The 17,100-nt window shown below is 74.9% G+C and carries 17 protein-coding genes and 1 riboswitch; of the genes, 9 read left to right on the forward strand and 8 right to left on the reverse strand.

Annotation, left to right across the window (positions count from 1 at the left end; all coding sequences use genetic code 11):
- Positions 1–16: 16 nt before the first annotated feature.
- The 3 genes from GWJ10_RS17190 to GWJ10_RS17200 all read right to left on the reverse strand — a co-directional run bounded on the left by GWJ10_RS17190 (position 17) and on the right by GWJ10_RS17200 (position 2,751).
- The gene (locus GWJ10_RS17190) at positions 17–1,351 is read right to left on the reverse strand and encodes a solute carrier family 23 protein (RefSeq protein ID WP_163188686.1); all 1,335 of its coding nucleotides are present in this window, start codon (positions 1,349–1,351) and stop codon (positions 17–19) included.
- 99 nt (positions 1,352–1,450) lie between these two features.
- Positions 1,451–2,374 carry an LLM class F420-dependent oxidoreductase gene (locus GWJ10_RS17195; RefSeq protein WP_163188720.1) on the reverse strand — a complete coding sequence of 308 codons (924 nt, stop codon included), beginning with the start codon at positions 2,372–2,374 and terminating at the stop codon, positions 1,451–1,453.
- A gap of 77 nt (positions 2,375–2,451) precedes the next feature.
- A complete protein-coding gene (locus GWJ10_RS17200; protein ID WP_163188687.1) occupies positions 2,452–2,751 on the reverse strand; it encodes a Dabb family protein in 300 nt (99 codons plus the stop codon).
- Positions 2,752–2,800: 49 nt separating this feature from the next.
- Here GWJ10_RS17200 and GWJ10_RS17205 point away from each other — a divergent pair, with 49 nt between their 5' ends.
- From GWJ10_RS17205 to GWJ10_RS17215, 3 genes are all read left to right on the forward strand, one after another.
- On the forward strand, positions 2,801–3,247 hold the full coding sequence (locus GWJ10_RS17205) for a hypothetical protein (protein WP_163188688.1): 447 nt from the start codon (positions 2,801–2,803) through the stop codon (positions 3,245–3,247).
- A gap of 10 nt (positions 3,248–3,257) precedes the next feature.
- Positions 3,258–4,151: an LLM class flavin-dependent oxidoreductase gene (locus tag GWJ10_RS17210; protein ID WP_163188689.1), complete on the forward strand. Its 894-nt coding sequence runs from the start codon at positions 3,258–3,260 to the stop codon at positions 4,149–4,151.
- A gap of 171 nt (positions 4,152–4,322) precedes the next feature.
- The gene (locus GWJ10_RS17215; RefSeq protein ID WP_021482786.1) at positions 4,323–4,523 is read left to right on the forward strand and encodes a DUF2510 domain-containing protein; all 201 of its coding nucleotides are present in this window, start codon (positions 4,323–4,325) and stop codon (positions 4,521–4,523) included.
- Between the two features lie 34 nt (positions 4,524–4,557).
- On the opposite strand, the gene GWJ10_RS17220 is transcribed toward GWJ10_RS17215, so the two are convergent.
- Positions 4,558–5,157 carry a dihydrofolate reductase family protein gene (locus GWJ10_RS17220; protein WP_163188690.1) on the reverse strand — a complete coding sequence of 200 codons (600 nt, stop codon included), beginning with the start codon at positions 5,155–5,157 and terminating at the stop codon, positions 4,558–4,560.
- 103 nt (positions 5,158–5,260) lie between these two features.
- The gene (locus GWJ10_RS17225; protein ID WP_241005876.1) at positions 5,261–7,108 is read right to left on the reverse strand and encodes an ABC transporter ATP-binding protein; all 1,848 of its coding nucleotides are present in this window, start codon (positions 7,106–7,108) and stop codon (positions 5,261–5,263) included.
- A gap of 142 nt (positions 7,109–7,250) precedes the next feature.
- Between GWJ10_RS17225 and GWJ10_RS17230 the strand changes: the two genes are divergently transcribed.
- The 3 genes from GWJ10_RS17230 to GWJ10_RS17240 all read left to right on the forward strand — a co-directional run bounded on the left by GWJ10_RS17230 (position 7,251) and on the right by GWJ10_RS17240 (position 8,668).
- Positions 7,251–7,886 (forward strand): TetR/AcrR family transcriptional regulator, encoded by a 636-nt coding sequence (locus GWJ10_RS17230; protein WP_163188691.1) that lies wholly within the window; start codon positions 7,251–7,253, stop codon positions 7,884–7,886.
- Positions 7,883–8,170: a hypothetical protein gene (locus tag GWJ10_RS17235; protein WP_137280772.1), complete on the forward strand. Its 288-nt coding sequence runs from the start codon at positions 7,883–7,885 to the stop codon at positions 8,168–8,170. The genes GWJ10_RS17230 and GWJ10_RS17235 overlap by 4 nt, the downstream gene beginning before the upstream one ends.
- Before the next feature lie 237 nt (positions 8,171–8,407).
- Positions 8,408–8,668 carry a hypothetical protein gene (locus tag GWJ10_RS17240; RefSeq protein WP_061268988.1) on the forward strand — a complete coding sequence of 87 codons (261 nt, stop codon included), beginning with the start codon at positions 8,408–8,410 and terminating at the stop codon, positions 8,666–8,668.
- Positions 8,669–8,711: 43 nt separating this feature from the next.
- Here GWJ10_RS17240 and GWJ10_RS17245 read toward each other — a convergent pair whose 3' ends face one another.
- The 3 genes from GWJ10_RS17245 to GWJ10_RS17255 form a co-directional block, all read right to left on the reverse strand.
- Positions 8,712–11,414 (reverse strand): polynucleotide kinase-phosphatase, encoded by a 2,703-nt coding sequence (locus tag GWJ10_RS17245; protein WP_163188692.1) that lies wholly within the window; start codon positions 11,412–11,414, stop codon positions 8,712–8,714.
- A complete protein-coding gene (locus GWJ10_RS17250; protein WP_163188693.1) occupies positions 11,411–12,982 on the reverse strand; it encodes a 3' terminal RNA ribose 2'-O-methyltransferase Hen1 in 1,572 nt (523 codons plus the stop codon). Before GWJ10_RS17250 ends, GWJ10_RS17245 begins: the two co-directional genes overlap by 4 nt.
- A 191-nt stretch (positions 12,983–13,173) precedes the next feature.
- Positions 13,174–13,635, reverse strand: a complete 462-nt coding sequence (locus GWJ10_RS17255) for an MOSC domain-containing protein (RefSeq protein ID WP_163188694.1) — start codon at positions 13,633–13,635, stop codon at positions 13,174–13,176.
- Positions 13,636–13,719: 84 nt separating this feature from the next.
- Between GWJ10_RS17255 and GWJ10_RS17260 the strand changes: the two genes are divergently transcribed.
- The 3 genes from GWJ10_RS17260 (at position 13,720) to GWJ10_RS17270 (ending at position 17,051) form a co-directional block, all read left to right on the forward strand.
- Positions 13,720–14,478, forward strand: a complete 759-nt coding sequence (locus tag GWJ10_RS17260; RefSeq protein WP_061268990.1) for a TetR/AcrR family transcriptional regulator — start codon at positions 13,720–13,722, stop codon at positions 14,476–14,478.
- A 182-nt stretch (positions 14,479–14,660) separates the two neighbouring features.
- Positions 14,661–14,786: riboswitch (FMN riboswitch) on the forward strand.
- Positions 14,787–14,935: 149 nt separating this feature from the next.
- Positions 14,936–15,646: a nicotinamide riboside transporter PnuC gene (gene pnuC, locus GWJ10_RS17265; RefSeq protein ID WP_051027656.1), complete on the forward strand. Its 711-nt coding sequence runs from the start codon at positions 14,936–14,938 to the stop codon at positions 15,644–15,646.
- Positions 15,647–15,809: 163 nt separating this feature from the next.
- Positions 15,810–17,051 carry an acyl-CoA dehydrogenase family protein gene (locus GWJ10_RS17270; protein WP_144722003.1) on the forward strand — a complete coding sequence of 414 codons (1,242 nt, stop codon included), beginning with the start codon at positions 15,810–15,812 and terminating at the stop codon, positions 17,049–17,051.
- Positions 17,052–17,100 lie beyond the last annotated feature (49 nt).

A 17,100-nucleotide genomic window follows, 5' to 3' on the forward strand; every position in this document is an offset into this window, starting at 1 on the left:
GCTCCCGCGCGTCGCGTCAGCGGGCGTCCTCGACCGTCTCGTGGACGGCGGGCTCGTCGCCCCCGGGGGCCGACGCCGGGCTCGCGGGCTCCTGCGTCGTGCCGCGCCACCGCGAGAGGTTCCGCATCACGTGGTAGATCACGAGCGCCGCGGCGGTGCCCAGCGCGATCCCCTCGAACGTCAGGTCGCCCACGACCCACGTGAAGTTGGCGATGCCGACGACGAGCGGCACGGCCGCGGTCGTGAGGTTGACCGGGTCGGAGAAGTCGACCTTGTTCTGCACCCAGATGCGCGCGCCGAGGATGCCGATCATCCCGTAGAGCATCGTCGCGGCACCGCCCAGGACGCCGACCGGGATCGTCGCGATGAGCGCGCCGAACTTCGGCGACAGGGAGAGCACCAGCGCGGTCGCCGCCGCGACCCAATACGCCGCGGTCGAGTAGACGCGCGTCGCGGCCATGACGCCGATGTTCTCGGCGTAGGTCGTCGTGCCGGAGCCGCCGCCGACCCCCGCGAACGTCGTCGCGAGGCCGTCGGCGAAGAGCGCGCGGCCGGTGAGGTCGTCGAGGTTCTTGCCCGTCATCGCCGCCACCGACTTCACGTGCCCGACGTTCTCCGCGATGAGCACGAGCACGACCGGGATGAACAGGCCGAGCACGGCGATGTCGAACGTCGGCGTGACGAACTCCGGGAGCCCGACCCAGGCAGCCTTGCGCACCTCGTCGAACGACACCTCGCCCTGGATCACGGCCACGACGTAGCCGACGACCACGCCGACGAGGATCGACAACCGCCCGAGGATCCCCTTGAACAGGACGCTCACGAGGATGATCGCGGCGAGCGTGACGACGGCCGTGACCGGCGCCTGCTGGAAGTTGCCCCACGCCGCCGGGGCGAGGTTGAGCCCGATGAGCGCGACGATCGTGCCCGTGACGATCGGCGGCATGACGACGTCGATCCACCGCGCGCCCGCGACGTGGACCAGGAGGCCGACGGCCGCGAGCACGAGGCCCGTGACGAGGATCCCGCCGACCGCGACCGACTGGCCCTGGGACGCGGTCGCCGCACCGATCGGCGCGATGAACGCGAAGCTCGACCCGAGGTAGCTCGGGAGGCGGTTCCGCGTGATGAGCAGGAACCCGACCGTGCCGATCGCCGAGAAGAACAGCGTCGTCGCGGGCGAGAAGCCCGTGAGGAGCGGCACGAGGAACGTCGCGCCGAACATGGCGACGACGTGCTGCATCCCGATCCCGATGGTCCGCGGCCAGGTCAGACGCTCGTCCGGGTCGACGACGTCCCCCGGTCGGACCGTCTTCCCGTCACCGTGCAACCGCCACCCGATGGCGCTCATGTCTCTCCCGTCCGTGAAGCCCGTGTGAAAAAACCCCCGGTGCAGGGTAGTGGCCCGACGTCACGGCGGTGTTTCCGGGGCGACCCGTGGGCACGGGCGTCACGGCAGCTGCGGCACGACCTCGCTCGCGATGAGCTCCAGGTGGTCGAGGTCGTGCAGGTCGAGCACCTGGAGGTAGAAGCGCGTCGCGCCCTGCTCCGCGGCGGCCGCGATCTTGTCCGCGACCTCGCCGACCGTGCCGGCCAGGCCGTTGCGGCGGACCTCGTCGGGCTCGCGCCCGATCGCGTCGGCCCGACGGCGGAACTCCGCCTCGTCCTTGCCCACCGCGACGACGAACGCCGCCGAGTACACGAGCGAGTCGGGGTCGCGGTCGGCGTCGAGGCACGCGGCGCGCACGTTCTCGAACCGGTCGGGCAGGACGCCCGGGTCGGGGAACGCCGCGTTGAACTCGCTGGCGTACCGGGCCGCGAGCGCCGGGGTGCGCCGGGGCCCGTGGCCGCCGACGATCACCGGGACGCGCTCCTGCGCGGGCTTCGGCAGGGCCGGGGAGTCCGTGAGCGTGTAGTGCTCGCCGCTGAACGAGAACGTCTCGCCGACCGGCGTCTCCCACAGCCCGGTGATCACCGCGAGCTGCTCCTCGAGGATCCCGAACCGCTTCTCCGGGAACGGGATGCCGTACGCCTCGTGCTCGCGGGCGTACCAGCCCGCGCCGAGGCCGAGCTCGACGCGGCCGCCCGACATCTGGTCGACCTGCGCGACCTGGATCGCGAGCACGCCGGGGTGGCGGAACGTCGCCGACGACACGAGCGTGCCGAGCCGGATGCGGCTCGTCTCGCGGGCGAGGCCGGCGAGCGTCGTCCAGGCGTCGGTCGGGCCGGGCAGCCCGTCGCCGTCGCCCATGACGAGGTAGTGGTCGGAGCGGAAGAAGGCGTCGAAACCGAGGTCCTCGGTGGCCTTCGCGACAGCGAGGAGGTCGTCGTACGACGCGCCCTGCTGGGGCTCGGTGAAGATGCGCAGGTCGATCTGGGTCATGCCGTCACCCTGCCACACCGTGCGCCCGCCCCCGCCCGCACGACGCCCGCTCCGCGAAGGCGGTGCGGTCAGTCCGCGAGAGGGACGAGGTCGAGCTCCTGGAACTCCGCGACCTCGGGGACCCACCGCTCGGCGACGAAGCGGCGGTGGTCCGGGTGGGCGTCGTACGCGGCGTACGCGGCGTCGTCGTCGAACACCATGGAGAACTGGAACGTCAGCGGGCTCTTCGGGCTCACCTGGCGCGAGACGGTGAAGTCCCGGACGCCCGGGACCCCGGTGAGCGTCGCGCGGGCAGTGCCGAGGAACTCGGCCTCCTCCGCGCTGCCGGCGGGGTGGACGAGGCGGAAGGCGACGGTGTGCTGGATCACCTCGCCACGGTAGACGGGGCACGTCACCTGCGCCCGCTAGCCTCGCCGCGTGCGCATCCTCTGGCGTGACGTCGCGAGGTTCTTCGACGAGAGCGTCGACGGGCGCCTGCCGGACGGCTCCGTGCGCGGCAGCCGGGCGTCCGACGGCGCGCGGCTCGTCGAGCGGTACCGCGCGCTCGGCTGGTCCGTCGAGCGGGACGGCCGGCCATGGGACGGTGGCGCACTCCACCGCGCCGCGGACCACGCGCTCCCGACGGTCTTCGTCCGCCCCGCCCCCGGCGTCTCCGTCAACCTGTTCCTGTGGCCCGACGACGAGATCGCCTTCGACGTCGACGCCCGGGAGATCCACGACCAGCACACCCTCGACGCGGTCTGCCGCTTCCTCGCGCAGACGGGCCGGGCGCTCGCCACGGACGTCGACCTGTGCCCGGAGGGGACGACCACGCCGTTCCTGCGATACACCCGGCAGGCGGACAGCGTGGGCCGCTGTCCCTAGGCTGGCGACCATGCGCGTGAGCACCGTGATCCTGCCGATCTACCCGTGGCGCGAGGGCCGGGACGTGTGGCGGTCCGCCGACGACCTCGGGTTCCACGCCGCCTACACGTACGACCACCTGTCGTGGCGGTCGTTCCGCGACGGCCCGTGGTTCGGCGCGGTCCCGACGCTCGCCGCCGCGGCGGGCGTCACGGAGCGGGTGCGGCTGGGCACGCTCGTGTCGTCGCCGAACTTCCGCGAGCCGGTGACGTTCGCGAAGGACGTCATGACGCTCGACGACCTGTCGGGCGGGCGCGTGACCGTCGGCCTGGGCGCGGGGACGACAGGCTTCGACGCGACGGTCCTCGGCGGCGAGCCGTGGTCGGCCCGGGAGCGCGCCGACCGGCTGCGCGACTTCACGATCCTGCTCGACCGCCTGCTCACCGAGCCCGCCGTCACGCACGACGAGGGTCACTACCGGGCGCACGAGGCGCGGACCATCCCCGGGCCGGTCCAGTCGCCCCGGGTGCCGTTCGCCATCGCCGCGACCGGCCCGCGCGGGCTGCGGCTGGCCGCGCGCTACGGGGAGGCGTGGGTGACGACGGGCGACGGCCGCCTCGGGGACGACGCGACCCCGGCGCAGTCGCGGGCCGCCGTCCGCGACCAGGTGGAGCGGCTCGAGACCGCGTGCCGCGACGCCGGTCGCGACCCGGGGTCGGTGGAGCGCATCCTGCTCACGGGCTTCACGCCCGACCCCGCGCTGGAGTCGGTCGACGCGTTCGTCGAGACGGCGCGCGGGTACGCGGAGGCCGGCATCACGGAGATCGTCGTCCACCGGCCCATCCCGGGCACCCAGTTCGCGGGCGACGAGCGCGTGTTCGAGCAGATCGCGACCGACGGCGCCGCGCAGGTCGCCGGGCTGTAGGGCACAGGCCGTCACGCCTCGGGAGTGTTCTCCACGCGCACAGTGTGCCGGACCTCCGGCACGTCCTCCCGCGCGGGTGGAACCTCTCGGGGGGTCGCTGCGTGTCAGAGACAGAGGGCCCGCGACACATCTCGTGCGAGGGCTCACCGGACCGGGACGCGAGGAGGCGACGTGCGCAAGGCACCGGCGGGGTGGTACGCGGACGCACCGGGCTCGGGGAGCGAGCGCTGGTACGACGGCGCGGCGTGGACCGACCGGACGCGCGAGCGCCGGGCGCGGGACGACGTCGGGCCGTGGCGGCGGGTCGTCGTGCTCGGGTCGGTGGTCGTGCTGGTCGTCGCGGCGCCGCTCCTCCTCGCCGTGCTCGGCTGAGGCTCCCGCCGGGAGAGCCTCCTGCCGGGGCGCATCAGCCGAGCGGCCCCCGCACCCGGTAGGTCACGTGGGTCACCTGGGACGCCGCCCGCACGGCGACGGTCTCGAGCGCGAGGGGCGGGACGCCGTCGAGCACGCGGTCGCCGTGGCCGAGGACCTGGGGCACGACGTGCAGCCGGAGCTCGTCGAGCAGCCCCGCCATGATCACCTGGTTGATGGTCGCGGCCCCGCCCGCGATCGCGACGTCCCGGTCCCCCGCGGCCTCCCGCGCCTGCGCGACCGCTGACTCGACGCCGTCGGTGACGAAGAAGAACGTCGTCCCGCCCTCCAGGACGAGCGGTTCGCGCGGGTGGTGCGTGAGCACGAACACCGGCGCGTGGTACGGCGGCTCCGGGCCCCACCAGCCCTGCCAGTCCGGGTCCCACTCCCCTCGCCCGGGCGTGAACATGTTCCTGCCCATGACGAACGCCCCCGCGTCGACGATCGCGGCGATCTCGGCCGCGTTCTCGTCGGCGGTCTCGACCATCCACCGGTGCAGGTCCACGCCCGCGCCGAACGGGTGCTCCAGCGTCTGGTCGGGGCGCGAGGAGTACCCGTCCACCGACACCGCCACGTCGCACGTCACGTTCCCCATGCCGTCCTCACCCTCCGCTACCCGCGTGCGCCGCGGCCGCCGTCGTCCGTCCTGACGACACGTCCGACCGCGGGCGGGCGCGGAACTCATCGCCGCACCCGGGTCAACGCGGTGCGGGAGCCTCCTCGGTGGCGATGCGGAGGGCGGCGACGAGCTCGCGGTAGAGCTCGTCGGTCGCGAGGAGCTGGGGGTGCGTGCCGCGCGCGCGGACGCGGCCGTCCTCCATGACGAGGATGACGTCGGCGTCGATCACCGTGGACAGGCGGTGCGCGATGGTCACGACGGCGCGGTCGCGGGCCAGGTCCTCGATGACGGCGTGCACGGCGGCCTCGGTGAGCCCGTCGACCTGGGCGGTGGCCTCGTCGAGGAGCAGCACGTCGGGCGCGTGCAGGACGGCGCGCGCGAGGGCGACGCGCTGGCGCTCGCCGCCCGAGACGGTCGTCCCGACGAGCGACGTGTCGAGGCCGTCGGGCAGCGAGCGCACCTTGGCGTCGAGCCGCACCTGCGCGAGCGCCGCCCACATCGCCTCCTCCGTCGCGGCGGGGTCCGAGAGGCGCAGGTTCTCGCGGATGGTGCCCGGCACGACGGGGGTCTCCTGCTCGACGTACGCGAAGCGGCGCCGCACGTCGTCGAACGTCAGGTCGTCGTAGGGCACGCCGTCGAGGAGGATCCGCCCCGACTCGGGCTGCAGGAAGCGCAGCAGGAGCGAGAAGGTCGTGGTCTTGCCCGCCCCGGACGGGCCGACGATCGCGACCTGCCCGCGCGAGGGCACGTCGAGGTCGAGGTCGCGCACCACGGGCTCGCCGCCCGGCAGGTAGCGCGCGGTGACGCCGCGCAGCGACAGCCGCGGCGCGTCGTGCGGGGCCGCCGTGCCCGACGCCGCGCCCGCCCCGGCCGGGCGACGCGCGGCGGGGTCGTCGTCCTCCTCCGGCTCGATGGCCTGGACCTCGCGGATCCGCCCCGCGGCCGCGATGCCTGCCTGGAGCTGGGTGACGTTCATGGTCAGCCCCGTGACGGGCTCGACGATCTGGAACGCGTAGAGCAGGAACGCGACGAGGCTCGACACGGCCAGGAGCCCCTGGTCCACGCGCCAGGCGCCGAGCGCGAGGATGACGATGATCGCGAGCTGGATGCCGCCCCCGGCGATGCTCCAGGCGACCGCCTCGGTCCGCACGGCCCGCACGCTGTGGCGCGCGGAGTCCTGCGCGTCGTCGAGCACCCGGTCGATCTGGCGGCCCTCCGCGCGGCTCGCCTTGATGGTGCGGATCGCGCGCAGCCCGCCCTCGAGCGTGCCGCCCAGGCTGCCGAGCGACTCCTGCGCCTTCTCCTGCGCCTTCGCGATGCGGGGCATGAGCGCGCCCACGAGGACGCCGATGACGACGATCGCCGCGAGCGTCGTGCCGAGCAGGACGAGGTCGAGCACGCCCATGAGGACGACCGTCCCGACCAGGGACACCGCCAGGTTCACGAGGTTGACCAGGCTCGACGACGCCGCCTCGCGCAGCAGCACCGTGTCGGACGTGACACGCGTGACGAGCTCGCCCGTCGGGCGGCCGGTGAGCGCGCCGATCCGCGCGCGGAAGAAGCGCCGCACCATGGACGACCGCGCGTCGAGCACCACGCGCTCGGCGAGCGTGCCGAGCAGGACCCACTGCCACAGCCCGAGCACGAGCCCGACGACGAGCAGCCCGACGAGCGTGAGCACGGCCGGGGTCAGCGACTCCCCCGTGCCGAGCGTGTCGAGCACCCACTTGGTCACCATCGGCGTCGCGAGGGTGGCGGCCGTCGTCCCGAGACCGAGCACGAGGCCGAGCAGCAGGGTGCGGCGGTGCGGGCGGACGAACTGCCACAGCACCGCGAGGCGCGGGAGGAACGGGCCCCGCGGGGTGGCGTCGCGAGGAGCGGGCGGGGCCTCGGGCGTGGTGGCGGTCGGGGACATGTCGTCAACCATGGTTGACATCCTCTCTCGTGTCAACCGTCGTTGACGCGGCGCGGGCGGTCGCGCGCCGGAGCGCTCGACGCCCCTAGTGGAACATGAGTGTTCCATCCGTGACAAGCGGCGTTCCGTCACGGCGCGGGCTATCGTGGGCCGCGTGACGGCACGAACGAGCGCGCGGAGCACCGCCGCGGCCACGCCCTCCGGAGCGGCACCCGACGCGCCGCCCACGAGCGGCACCCGCACCCGAACCCGGCGCGCGATCCTCGACGCGGCCGTCTCGGTGCTCAGCACGGACAAGTCCGCGTCGCTCGGCGACGTCGCGCAGGCCGCCCAGGTGGGCCGCACGACCCTCCACCGCTACTTCCCCGAGCGCGCCGACCTCGTCGAGGCGATCGGCGCCGAGACCGTCGAGCGCACGCGCGCGGCGATCGCCGCCGCGCGGCTCGACGACGGGCCCCCGGCCTCGGCGCTGCGCCGCCTCGCCTTCGAGTACTTCGACCTCGGCCCCTGGTACATGGTGCTGTTCACCGAGCTCGCCGACGCCGAGTCCGCGTTCTGGGCCGAGTCCGAGCAGGCCGAGGAGCCGGTGCGGGAGCTGCTGCGCCGCGGGCAGGAGGCCGGCGTCGTCGACGATCAGCTCAGCGTGGCGTGGATCGTCCGCACGCTGTGGTGGATGCTCTTCAACGCGTGGTCCATGGCCGACGACGGCGAGATCTCGCGCGCCGACGCGCTCCGCATGGCTGTCCGCAGCATCGAGGGCGTCGCCCTCACGCGCGAGGGCCGCGCATGAGCGTCAGCCCGGGGCCGGCGCCCCGCCCCGGCCTCGGCGAGCGGCTGCGCCGCTGGTGGCAGCGGGCCGACGACGTCCGGACCGGCGTGCGCTGGGCGAGCGTCGCGACCGTGCTCGGCGGGATCGTCGTCGCGGTCGTGTGCCTCGTGCTGGTGCTGCGCGGCCGCGTCTGGGCGTGGGTCCCGCTGGTGGTCGCGGCGGCCGTCGCGCTGCGCGAGGTCCGCTACCTGCAGCGCGCCGCCCGGGGCGGGCGGCCCCGGTACCAGGAGAACGCCCCGCGCTGACCGCCGGGCGGTCGCTCGTGCGGGCCGTCGCGCGGTCGGCCGTGGGGTCGCCCGTGCGGTCGGCGGTGCGAGAGCGTGCACCTCGCGGGCCACGAGGACCACGCGCGCGTCATCCGGAGGTCGCACCCCGGCGGGCCGCAGAATCCACCGGACGGGCGACGCGCCCGGGGTGCGCCGCGGGACAGACTGTCGGTACGGCGCCGGTCAGCGGCGCCGGCCAACCTCCGGAGGCGCACCGTGACCCCCACCCCCGCCCGGGACACCGCGTTCCCCGCCCACGACGGCGCACCCGAGCAGCCGTCCGCCCGCGCGGCAGCGCGCGGCCTGCGCTTCACCGCGCGCCGCGCGTCCCGGGCCCGACGGCGGGGCGCGGCCCCCGCGCGTCGGCCCGCCGTCCCCCCGGTCGAGCGGGCGAACGGCTGGGTCGTCGCGCTGGCCGTGGCCGCAGGAGCCGTGCTCTTCTCGACCCTCGCGATGAAGGCGTTCCTCGGCGGCTGACCCACCCCTGCCCCCACGACGCCCGCAGCGCGGCCGAGGCGCCTCAGAGCCGCGGGTCGACCGGCTCCGACTCCAGCGCCAGCACCGCGAACACCGGTTCGTGGACGCGCCACGTCGGCTCGCCGCGCGCGACCCGGTCCAGCGCCTCCAGACCGAGCGCGTACTCCCGCAGCGCGAGCGAGCGCTTGCGCCCCAGCGACCGCTCGCGGAGGCGCTCGAGGTTGCGCTCCTCGGTGTACTCGGGTCCGTAGATGATGCGCAGGTACTCACGGCCGCGGACCTTGAGGCCGGGCTGGACGAGCCCGCCGTCCTTGCCCGGCACCCCCTGTCGCCGCACGAGGTTGGCGAGCGGCTTGACGACCATCCCCTCTCCCCCGGCTGCCGTCAGCTCCTCCCACCACGCCGTGCCCTCGGCGCGCGACGCCTCGTCGGCGAGGTCCACGACCACGCGCCGCGTCGCCCGGAACAGCGCCGGGTCCGCGGCGACGAGCGCGTCCGCGACGCCGAGGTGCCACAGGTGGTCACGGCCGGCGTACGTCGCCCCCGTGACCTCCGGCGAGCCCGGTCGCCCTGCTGTCCCGCTCGCGAGCACCTGGAACGGCGCGACCTGGACGCCGTGCAGCGGGTCGGCGCCGCCGCCCCCACCGTCGCCGACCGCGCCTGTGTCCCAGCGGTAGCGCCGGTACGCCTCGACGAAGAGCTCGGCGTCGGTCGCGCGCCGCGCCGTCCGACGGCGCAGCTCGCCCACGTCGACGCCCCGCGCCTCCGCCGCGGCGAGGGCCGCGAGCGCCGCGGGCATGACGGCGCGCGCGGCCGCGCCGACGCTCGCGTACTGGTCGCGCAGGAGCTGGTCGGCCTTGAGCGACCACGGCAGGACCTCGGCGTCGAGCAGGACCCAGTCGGCACCGAGCGCGTCCCACGTCCCGGCCGCGTCGAGGGCCGCGGCGACCCGCGCGAGGAGGAGCTCCGTCGTCGGGCCGTCGAGGAACGACCGCCCGGTGCGGGTGTGGACGGCGCCGGGCGCCTCGATGCCGAACCGCTCCGCCACGACGCGGGAGCCGCCCGGCCCCGAGTCGCGCGCGACGAGCAGGACGGCGCGCGACCCCATGTGCTTCTCCTCGCACACCACGCGGTCGACGCCGTCGCGCGCGTACGCGGCGAACGCGCCATCGGGGTGCTCGAGCAGCCCGGGCAGCGTCGAGGTCGCGACCGGGCTCATCGTCGGCGGCAGGTGGAGCAGCAGGCGCGGGTCGACGGCGAACCGGCTCATCACCTCGAGCGCCCCCGCCGCCTGCTCCTCGCCCACGGTCACGCGCCCGTGCGTCGCCGTCTCGACGCCGCGGCGCCCGAGCACGTCGGTGACGCTCAGCAGGTGGTCCTCGCGCGCGGGCGATCCGGGACGGGACGCGCCGTCGGGCAGGAAGGGGCGCGCGGGCGCGTAGTACTCGCGCGCGGCGGGCACCTGCACGACCTCCTTCTCGGGGTAGCGCAGCGCGGACAGCTTCCCGCCGAAGACGCACCCGGTGTCGAGGCACATCGTGCCGTTGACCCACTCGACCTCGGGCGTGGGCGTGTGCCCGTAGAGGACCATGGCGCGTCCGCGGTAGTCGTCGGCCCACGGGTAGCGCACGGGCAGGCCGAACTCGTCGGTCTCGCCCGTGGTGTCGCCGTACAGCGCGAAGCTGCGCACGCGGCCCGACGCGCGGCCCTGGTAGGACTCCTTGAGCCCGGCGTGCGCGACCACGAGGCGGCCGTCGTCGAGCACGAGGTGGGACACGAGGTCGCGGCAGAAGGCCTCGGCCCCGCGCCGGAACTCCTCGGGCTCCGCGGCGAGCTGGGCGAGCGTCGTCTCGAGGCCGTGGGAGACCTTCACGTCGCGCCCGCCGAGCGCGCGCACGAGCTTGTGCTCGTGGTTGCCCGGCACCGCGAGCGCGTGCCCCGCACGGACCATGCCCATCGCGAGCCGCAGCACGCCCGGGGAGTCGGGCCCGCGGTCGACGAGGTCACCGAGGAAGATCGCGCGTCGGCCCTCGGGGTGCGCGGCGTCGACGGGCCGGCCGGCGTCGTCACGCACGACGGCGTAGCCCAGCACCCCGAGCAGCGCCACCAGCTCGTCGAGGCAGCCGTGGACGTCGCCGATCGCGTCGAACGGACCGTGCTCGTCGCGACGGTCGGTGAGCAGGGGCGTGCGCACGACCTGGGCCGCTGCCACCTCGTCCTCGCCGCGCAGCACGTGCACGGTGCGGAAGCCCTCGCGCTGGAGGCTCTTCAGCGACGACCGCAGCGCCGCGCGCTGGCGCTTCACGACGTGCGCTCCGAACCCGCGGTCCGAGCGCGCCGCGTTCCGCTCCACCGCCACCTTCTCCGGCACGTCGAGGACGATCGCGACGGGCAGGACGTCGTGCGCGCGGGCGAGCGCGACGAGAGACCCGCGGGCCTCGCGCTGCACGTTCGTCGCGTCGACGACCGTGAGCAGGTTCGCCTCCAGCCGCTTGGACACGATGGTCTCCAGGACCTCGAACGCCGCGCGCGTGGCCGCCTGGTCGTTCTCGTCGTTCGACACGAGCCCGCGGCACACGTCCGACGACACCGTCTCGTACGGCCCGAAGTGCTCGCGCGCGAAGGTCGACTTCCCCGAGCCGGACACGCCGACGAGCACCACGAGGCTCGACGCAGGCACGCGCAGCTCGCGCGTGGAGCTCGGGGGCGCGTGCGAGGTCGCGCGCTCGGCCGTCTGCCCGGTCATCGGGCCTCCTCCGTGGTCCGTGCCGGGGCCGAGGCCGCCGGGGTCTCGGGCGACGCCGCGTCCGGAACGAGGGTCAGCACCGCCATCTGGGTGGGTGCCCCGACGTCGGGGGCGAGCGGGCCGACGTCGCGCAGCTCGACCGCGTACCCGTAGCGCTCCCCCGCGGCGGCCGCCCACGCGCGCAGCTCCGCGCGCGTCCACTCGAACCGGTGGTCGGGGTGGCGCACGCGCCCGCCGCCGGGGCCGTCCAGCAGGTTCGGGTAGTGGACGTTGTACTCGGCGTTCGGCGTCGTCACGACGACGGTCCGCGGCCGGGCGTGGCCCAGCACCGCGGCCGTGAGCGCGTCGAGGCGCGACGGGTCGACGTGCTCGACGACCTCCATGAGCACCGCGGCGTCGAACCCCGCCACCCGGTCGTCCACGTACGTGAGCGACGACTGCACGAGCCGCACCCGCTCCCGCTCGGCGTCGCTCGCCTCGTGCAGGCGCAGGCGCACCGCCGCCCGCTCGAGCTCGCGCGCCGACACGTCGGTCCCGAGCACGCGCGTGAAGGTCCGGTCCGCGGCGAGGCGACGCAGGAGCGCGCCCTCTCCGCACCCGAGGTCGACGACGGTCCGTGCCCCGGCGTCGTGCAGGGCCGCGAGCACCGCGTCGGCCCGCTGCCGCGCGAGCGGCGGCTCCGGCGTGTCCTCGGCGTCGCCCGCCGTGACGACGCCGGTCCCCGTCAGGGCGCCCTGCGGGCCCACGTCGGACGACGCGACGGCGCCGGCCGGCGTGCCGGCGGCGGGTGCGGCGCCCTCCTCGGGGGCGTCCCCGTCGAGCGCGGCGAGACGCGCGGTGGCGTCCTCCACGTAGCGGCGCTGGTGGGCGAGGTAGCGGTGCAGGATCTGCGCACGCTCCGGGTGGACCGCGAGCCAGCCGCCGCCCGCACGCACGAGCTTGTCCACCTCGTCGGTCGAGACCCAGTAGTGCTTCGCGTCGTCGAGCACGGGCAGCAGCACGTAGAGCTGCGCGAGCGCGTCCGCGAGCCGGCGGGTACCGCGCAGGCGCAGGTCGACGTGGCGCGACGCGCCCCACGACGGCACCGTCGGGTCGAGCGGCTCCGCCGTCGCCGTGACGCTCCACCCCAGCGGCTCGAACAGCCGGCGCGCGAGGTCCGCGCCGCCCCGGCACGGCAGGGACGGCACGTGCACGTCGAGCGGGATCGGGGCGTCCGCGAGCGCCGGTCGTGCGTCGCACCGGCCGCTCATCGCCGTCGCGAACACCTTGCCGAGCGCGACCGCGACCATCGACGACGCGGCGTACGGGCGGTCGTTCACGTACTGCGCGAGCGCGAACGCGTCGCCGCCGCCGAACCGCTTGTTCCGCACGATCCCCACCGGGTCGACCTCGAGCAGCAGCGCGACCTCGCACCGCTCCGCCGTCGCCTCGGGGTAGAAGACGTGCGCGCGGCCGACGGGCAGGTCGAACACCTGCGCCCGGTCCGGGTGCTTGTGCAGCAGGAAGCCGAGGTCGGTGGCGTCGTCGAGCGTCCCGGGGGACGCCGTCGCGGCGAGGGTCACGAGCATGGCCGCCATGGTGCCACCCGGCGGGGACCACGGCACCGGGTTTGTGGACGACCGTCGGGGCTGTGGACGGCCGTCGTCTCACCCGCTCCAGCCGTCGACGCGGGGGTCGCCACAGGTCTACCGTCGAAGCACGGGCGCCGCTGCCGACGGCACGCGCCCGGCCACCGTCGGGCCGGAGGCCGCCCCGGGGCTCAGGCCCCGCCGGCGGCCGCCGCGTCCCACACCACGACGTCGCCCGCCCGGACCGTGCCGGACGACAACAGACGGCACACGACGCCGCCCCGCGCGTGCATCGCGCGCATCGCGCCGGGCGCGATCCAGTCGTCGAGCAGCCGGCACGGCGCGGCGATCCGCAGCACCTGGAGCTCGACGTCCCCGATCCGCAGGAACGAGCCCGGCTTCGTGGGCAGGTCGCCGTGGGTGAGCGTGACGTTGCGCCGGGTCAGACCGGGGTCGATCTCCTGCCCGAGCTCCGCGGAGGCGGCGGCCAGGTCGGTGAGCGTCTGGATCGTCACGTGCCGGTGCTTCGACCCGTGGTACCGGTCGCCGACGAGGCCCTTGCCCTCCTCGGCCTCGACCGACGCGACGACCCGCGTCGGCAGCCGACGGGCCTTCGCGACGTGGATCGCGTGCACGCGAGGCTGGTCCGGCATGGCACCAGCCTCGCACCCGGCGCCGCCCGGGGGCCACCGTCCCCGGGCCGGGCGAGCGCCGGGTACCGGTGTACCGTCCGGTGCATGACCGACGTCCGCAGCCGCACCCATGCCCAGGCCGTCGACGCAGCGATCGAGCTCTTCACCCGCAAGGGGTACGAGCAGACGACCGTCGAGGAGATCGCCGACGCCGCCCAGGTCAGCCGCGCCACCTTCTTCCGCCGCTACGGGTCCAAGGAGGACGTGGTCTTCGCGGACCACGAGCTCCTGCTCGACGAGGTCGTCGTCATGCTCGCCGCGACGCGGCCCGTGCCCGACGCCGAGGGGCACCTCACGCCCGACCCGACGGTCGACCCGTACCTCGAGGTGTGCCGCGCGGCGCGGCTGGTGTTCGACCACCACGTCGGTCAGCGCGAGACGTCCCTGGCCCGCTGGCAGCTCCTCCAGCAGGTGCCGGCGCTGCGCGACCGCGAGCTCGTCACGACCCACCGCTACGAGCGCGCGTTCACCGCGTACCTGCGCGACGCGCTCCCGCCGGACGAGCGCCGCTCGACGGCGTCCATCGCGTTCGCGGCGTCCGTCGTCGCGGTGCACAACGCGCTCCTGCGCCGGTGGCTGCGCTCCCCCGAGCAGGACCTGCGCCCCCAGCTCGAGGAGGCGTTCGCGGACCTGCGCCGCGCCGCCGTCGGCCGGTACGCCGCGCCGGACGGCGCCGCCCGGGAGCGCAGCGGGGACGGCGTGCCCGCGGCGCGCCGCGTCGTCGTGACCGTGGTGGACGCGGACGCGGACGCGCAGGCCGTCGCGGACGACGTCGCGCGCGCCGTCCGCGACGCCCTCGCCTGACCCCTCCCACCCCGCCCCGCCGAACAGGTGGTCCTGGTCCGTCTGCGCCTGCGGACGGACCAGGACCACCTGCTCGGCGGCGCAAGATCGCATCGTGTTCCAGTCCGTGGGACGGTGCGGTGCGAGTCCCGTGCCCGGGGAATGCGCGAGTAGCATCGGCGGTTGCAGAACGCAGTACGCACGAACGTGCTCCGGGGTCGGTGCAATTCCGAGCCGGCGGTGACAGTCCGCGACCCGCGCCCACGCGCGGTTGACCTGGTGGAACTCCAGGACCGACGGTGACAGTCCGGATGGGAGGAAGCACGTGCGGCGCGGCCGTCCTCGGCCGGGCTCTCGCGAGCCCGCGCGACGGGGCGCGGTCTCGCCGTGGTGAGCGACGCCGTCGGGCCCTCGTGGCCCGTCCCCGCCGCCCGCCCTCACCCCGGAGCGCTCGTGCCCGGGAGGACGAGGACATCCGATGGACCTGATCCACGCGCTGTTCGACGCGCAGCTGACGATCGGCGACCAGCACCTGCTGTGGCGCGAGATCGTGGGCAACGGGTTCGGCCTGGCGTCGGCGCTGGGCGGCATGCGGCGCAAGGTGTGGGCGTGGCCGGTGGGCATCGTCGGCAACCTGCTGCTGCTCACGGTGTTCCTCGGCGCGGTGTTCGCGACGCCCAACCCCGTCAACCTGCTCGGCCAGGCGGGCCGCCAGGTGATGTTCGTCGTCGTGTCGGTCTACGGGTGGGTGCAGTGGCGCAAGACCCAGGCGCGGCTCGGTGACGCCGACGCGGACAGCCACGGCGTCGCCGTCGTGCCGCGCTGGGCGTCGTGGCGCCAGCGCGTGTTCCTCGTCGTCGCGCTCGTCGGCGGCACGGCCCTCCTGACCCCCGTGTTCCGCGCGCTCGAGTCGTACGAGCCCGTCTGGGCCGACGCGTGGATCTTCATGGGCTCGCTGCTCGCGACGTACGGCATGGCGAAGGGCTGGGTCGAGTTCTGGCTCATCTGGGTCGCCGTCGACGTCGTGGGCGTGCCGCTGCTGATCTCGGCCGGCTTCTACGCGTCGGCGTTCATGTACGTGTTCTACGGCGCGTTCACGCTCGTCGGGTTCTTCGTGTGGTGGCGCGTCAACCGCCGCGCGGCCGCCGCTGCCGAGGCGGACGCCGCGGCGGCGGGCGCGCCCGCCTGACCCGCGACCTCCCCGACCAGCCACCTCGATACGCCGTCTCGATTGACTGAGACGCGGTATCGCTGCACTATGGGAGGGACCGCCGCCGACGCCGGGCCCGCACCCCGGGCAACCGCGTCGAGGACGGTCGACCGACCGCAGCCGCCCTCCCAGGGGAGCACCGATGCCCACCACCCCGATCATGCCCGGCGTCACCGAGCCCACCTACGACCTCGCGACCCCGCTCGACCTCGACTACGCCGGCGCGTTCGCCGACGCAACCGAGGAGGACCGCGCCCACCTGCAGCGCGTCCGGCAGTTCGTCCAGGACGAGGTGCTCCCCGTCATCGACGACTACTGGGAGCGCGCCGAGGTGCCGTTCGACCTCGTCAAGCGCATGGGCGAGCTCGACCTGCTGCGCGACGGCGTCGACGTCGACGGTCGTCCGCACGTGAGCCAGCTCGCGGCAGGCCTCGCCGCCATGGAGATGTCGCGCGGCGACGGCTCCGTCGCGACGATCTGCGGCGTCCAGGGCGGTCTCGCGCTGCGCAGCATCCAGATGCTCGGCTCCGACGAGCAGCGGGCGAAGTACGCCGAGCCCATGGCGCGCGGGGAGATCCTCGGCGCGTTCGCGCTCACCGAGCCCACCCACGGCTCGGACTCCGTCTCGCTCGAGACGACGGCGCGCAAGGAGACGCGCGACGGCGTCGAGGGCTACGTGCTGAACGGCGAGAAGAAGTGGATCGGCAACGGGTCGTCGGGCCACATCACGGTCGTGTGGGCGCGCCTCGTCGGCGACGACGGTGACGGCCAGGTCCACGGGTTCGTCGTGCCGCAGGACACCCCCGGCTACACGGGCACGACCATCACCGGCAAGGTGTCGCTCCGCGCGATCTGGCAGGCGCACGTCGTGCTCGACGACGTGTTCGTCCCCGCCGAGAACGCCCTGCCCGGCGCGCGGTCGTTCAAGGACACCTCGCGCGTGCTCTTCGCGACGCGCCTCGGGGTGGCGTGGGCCGCCGTCGGGCACGCGGTCGCGTGCTACGAGGCCGCGGTCGCGTACGCGAAGCAGCGCGTCCAGTTCGGACGCCCGCTCGCCGCGAACCAGATGGTGCAGGAGCGCCTCACCCGGATGCTCTCGACGATCACGCAGCTCCAGCTCCTCGTCGCGCAGATGACGCGGCTCGACGAGGCGGGGACGCTCACCGGCCCGCAGGCGTCGCTCGCGAAGTACACGTGCACCCGCGGGGCGCGCGAGGTCGCGGCGAGCGCGCGCGACCTCCTCGGCGGCAACGGGATCCTGCTCCAGAACCGCGTCGCGCGGCACTTCGCCGACATCGAGGCCCTGCACACCTACGAGGGCACCGAGTCGGTCCAGGCGCTCATCGTCGGGCGCGACATCACGGGCGTCTCCGCGTTCGTCTGACGGTCCCGAGGGCGCACGCCCTCCCCCTGCTCCCCGGCGCCGCTCGCCC

Origin of the sequence: Cellulosimicrobium sp. SL-1 (assembly GCF_011033075.1) — a bacterium.
Taxonomy (GTDB): domain Bacteria; phylum Actinomycetota; class Actinomycetes; order Actinomycetales; family Cellulomonadaceae; genus Cellulosimicrobium; species Cellulosimicrobium funkei.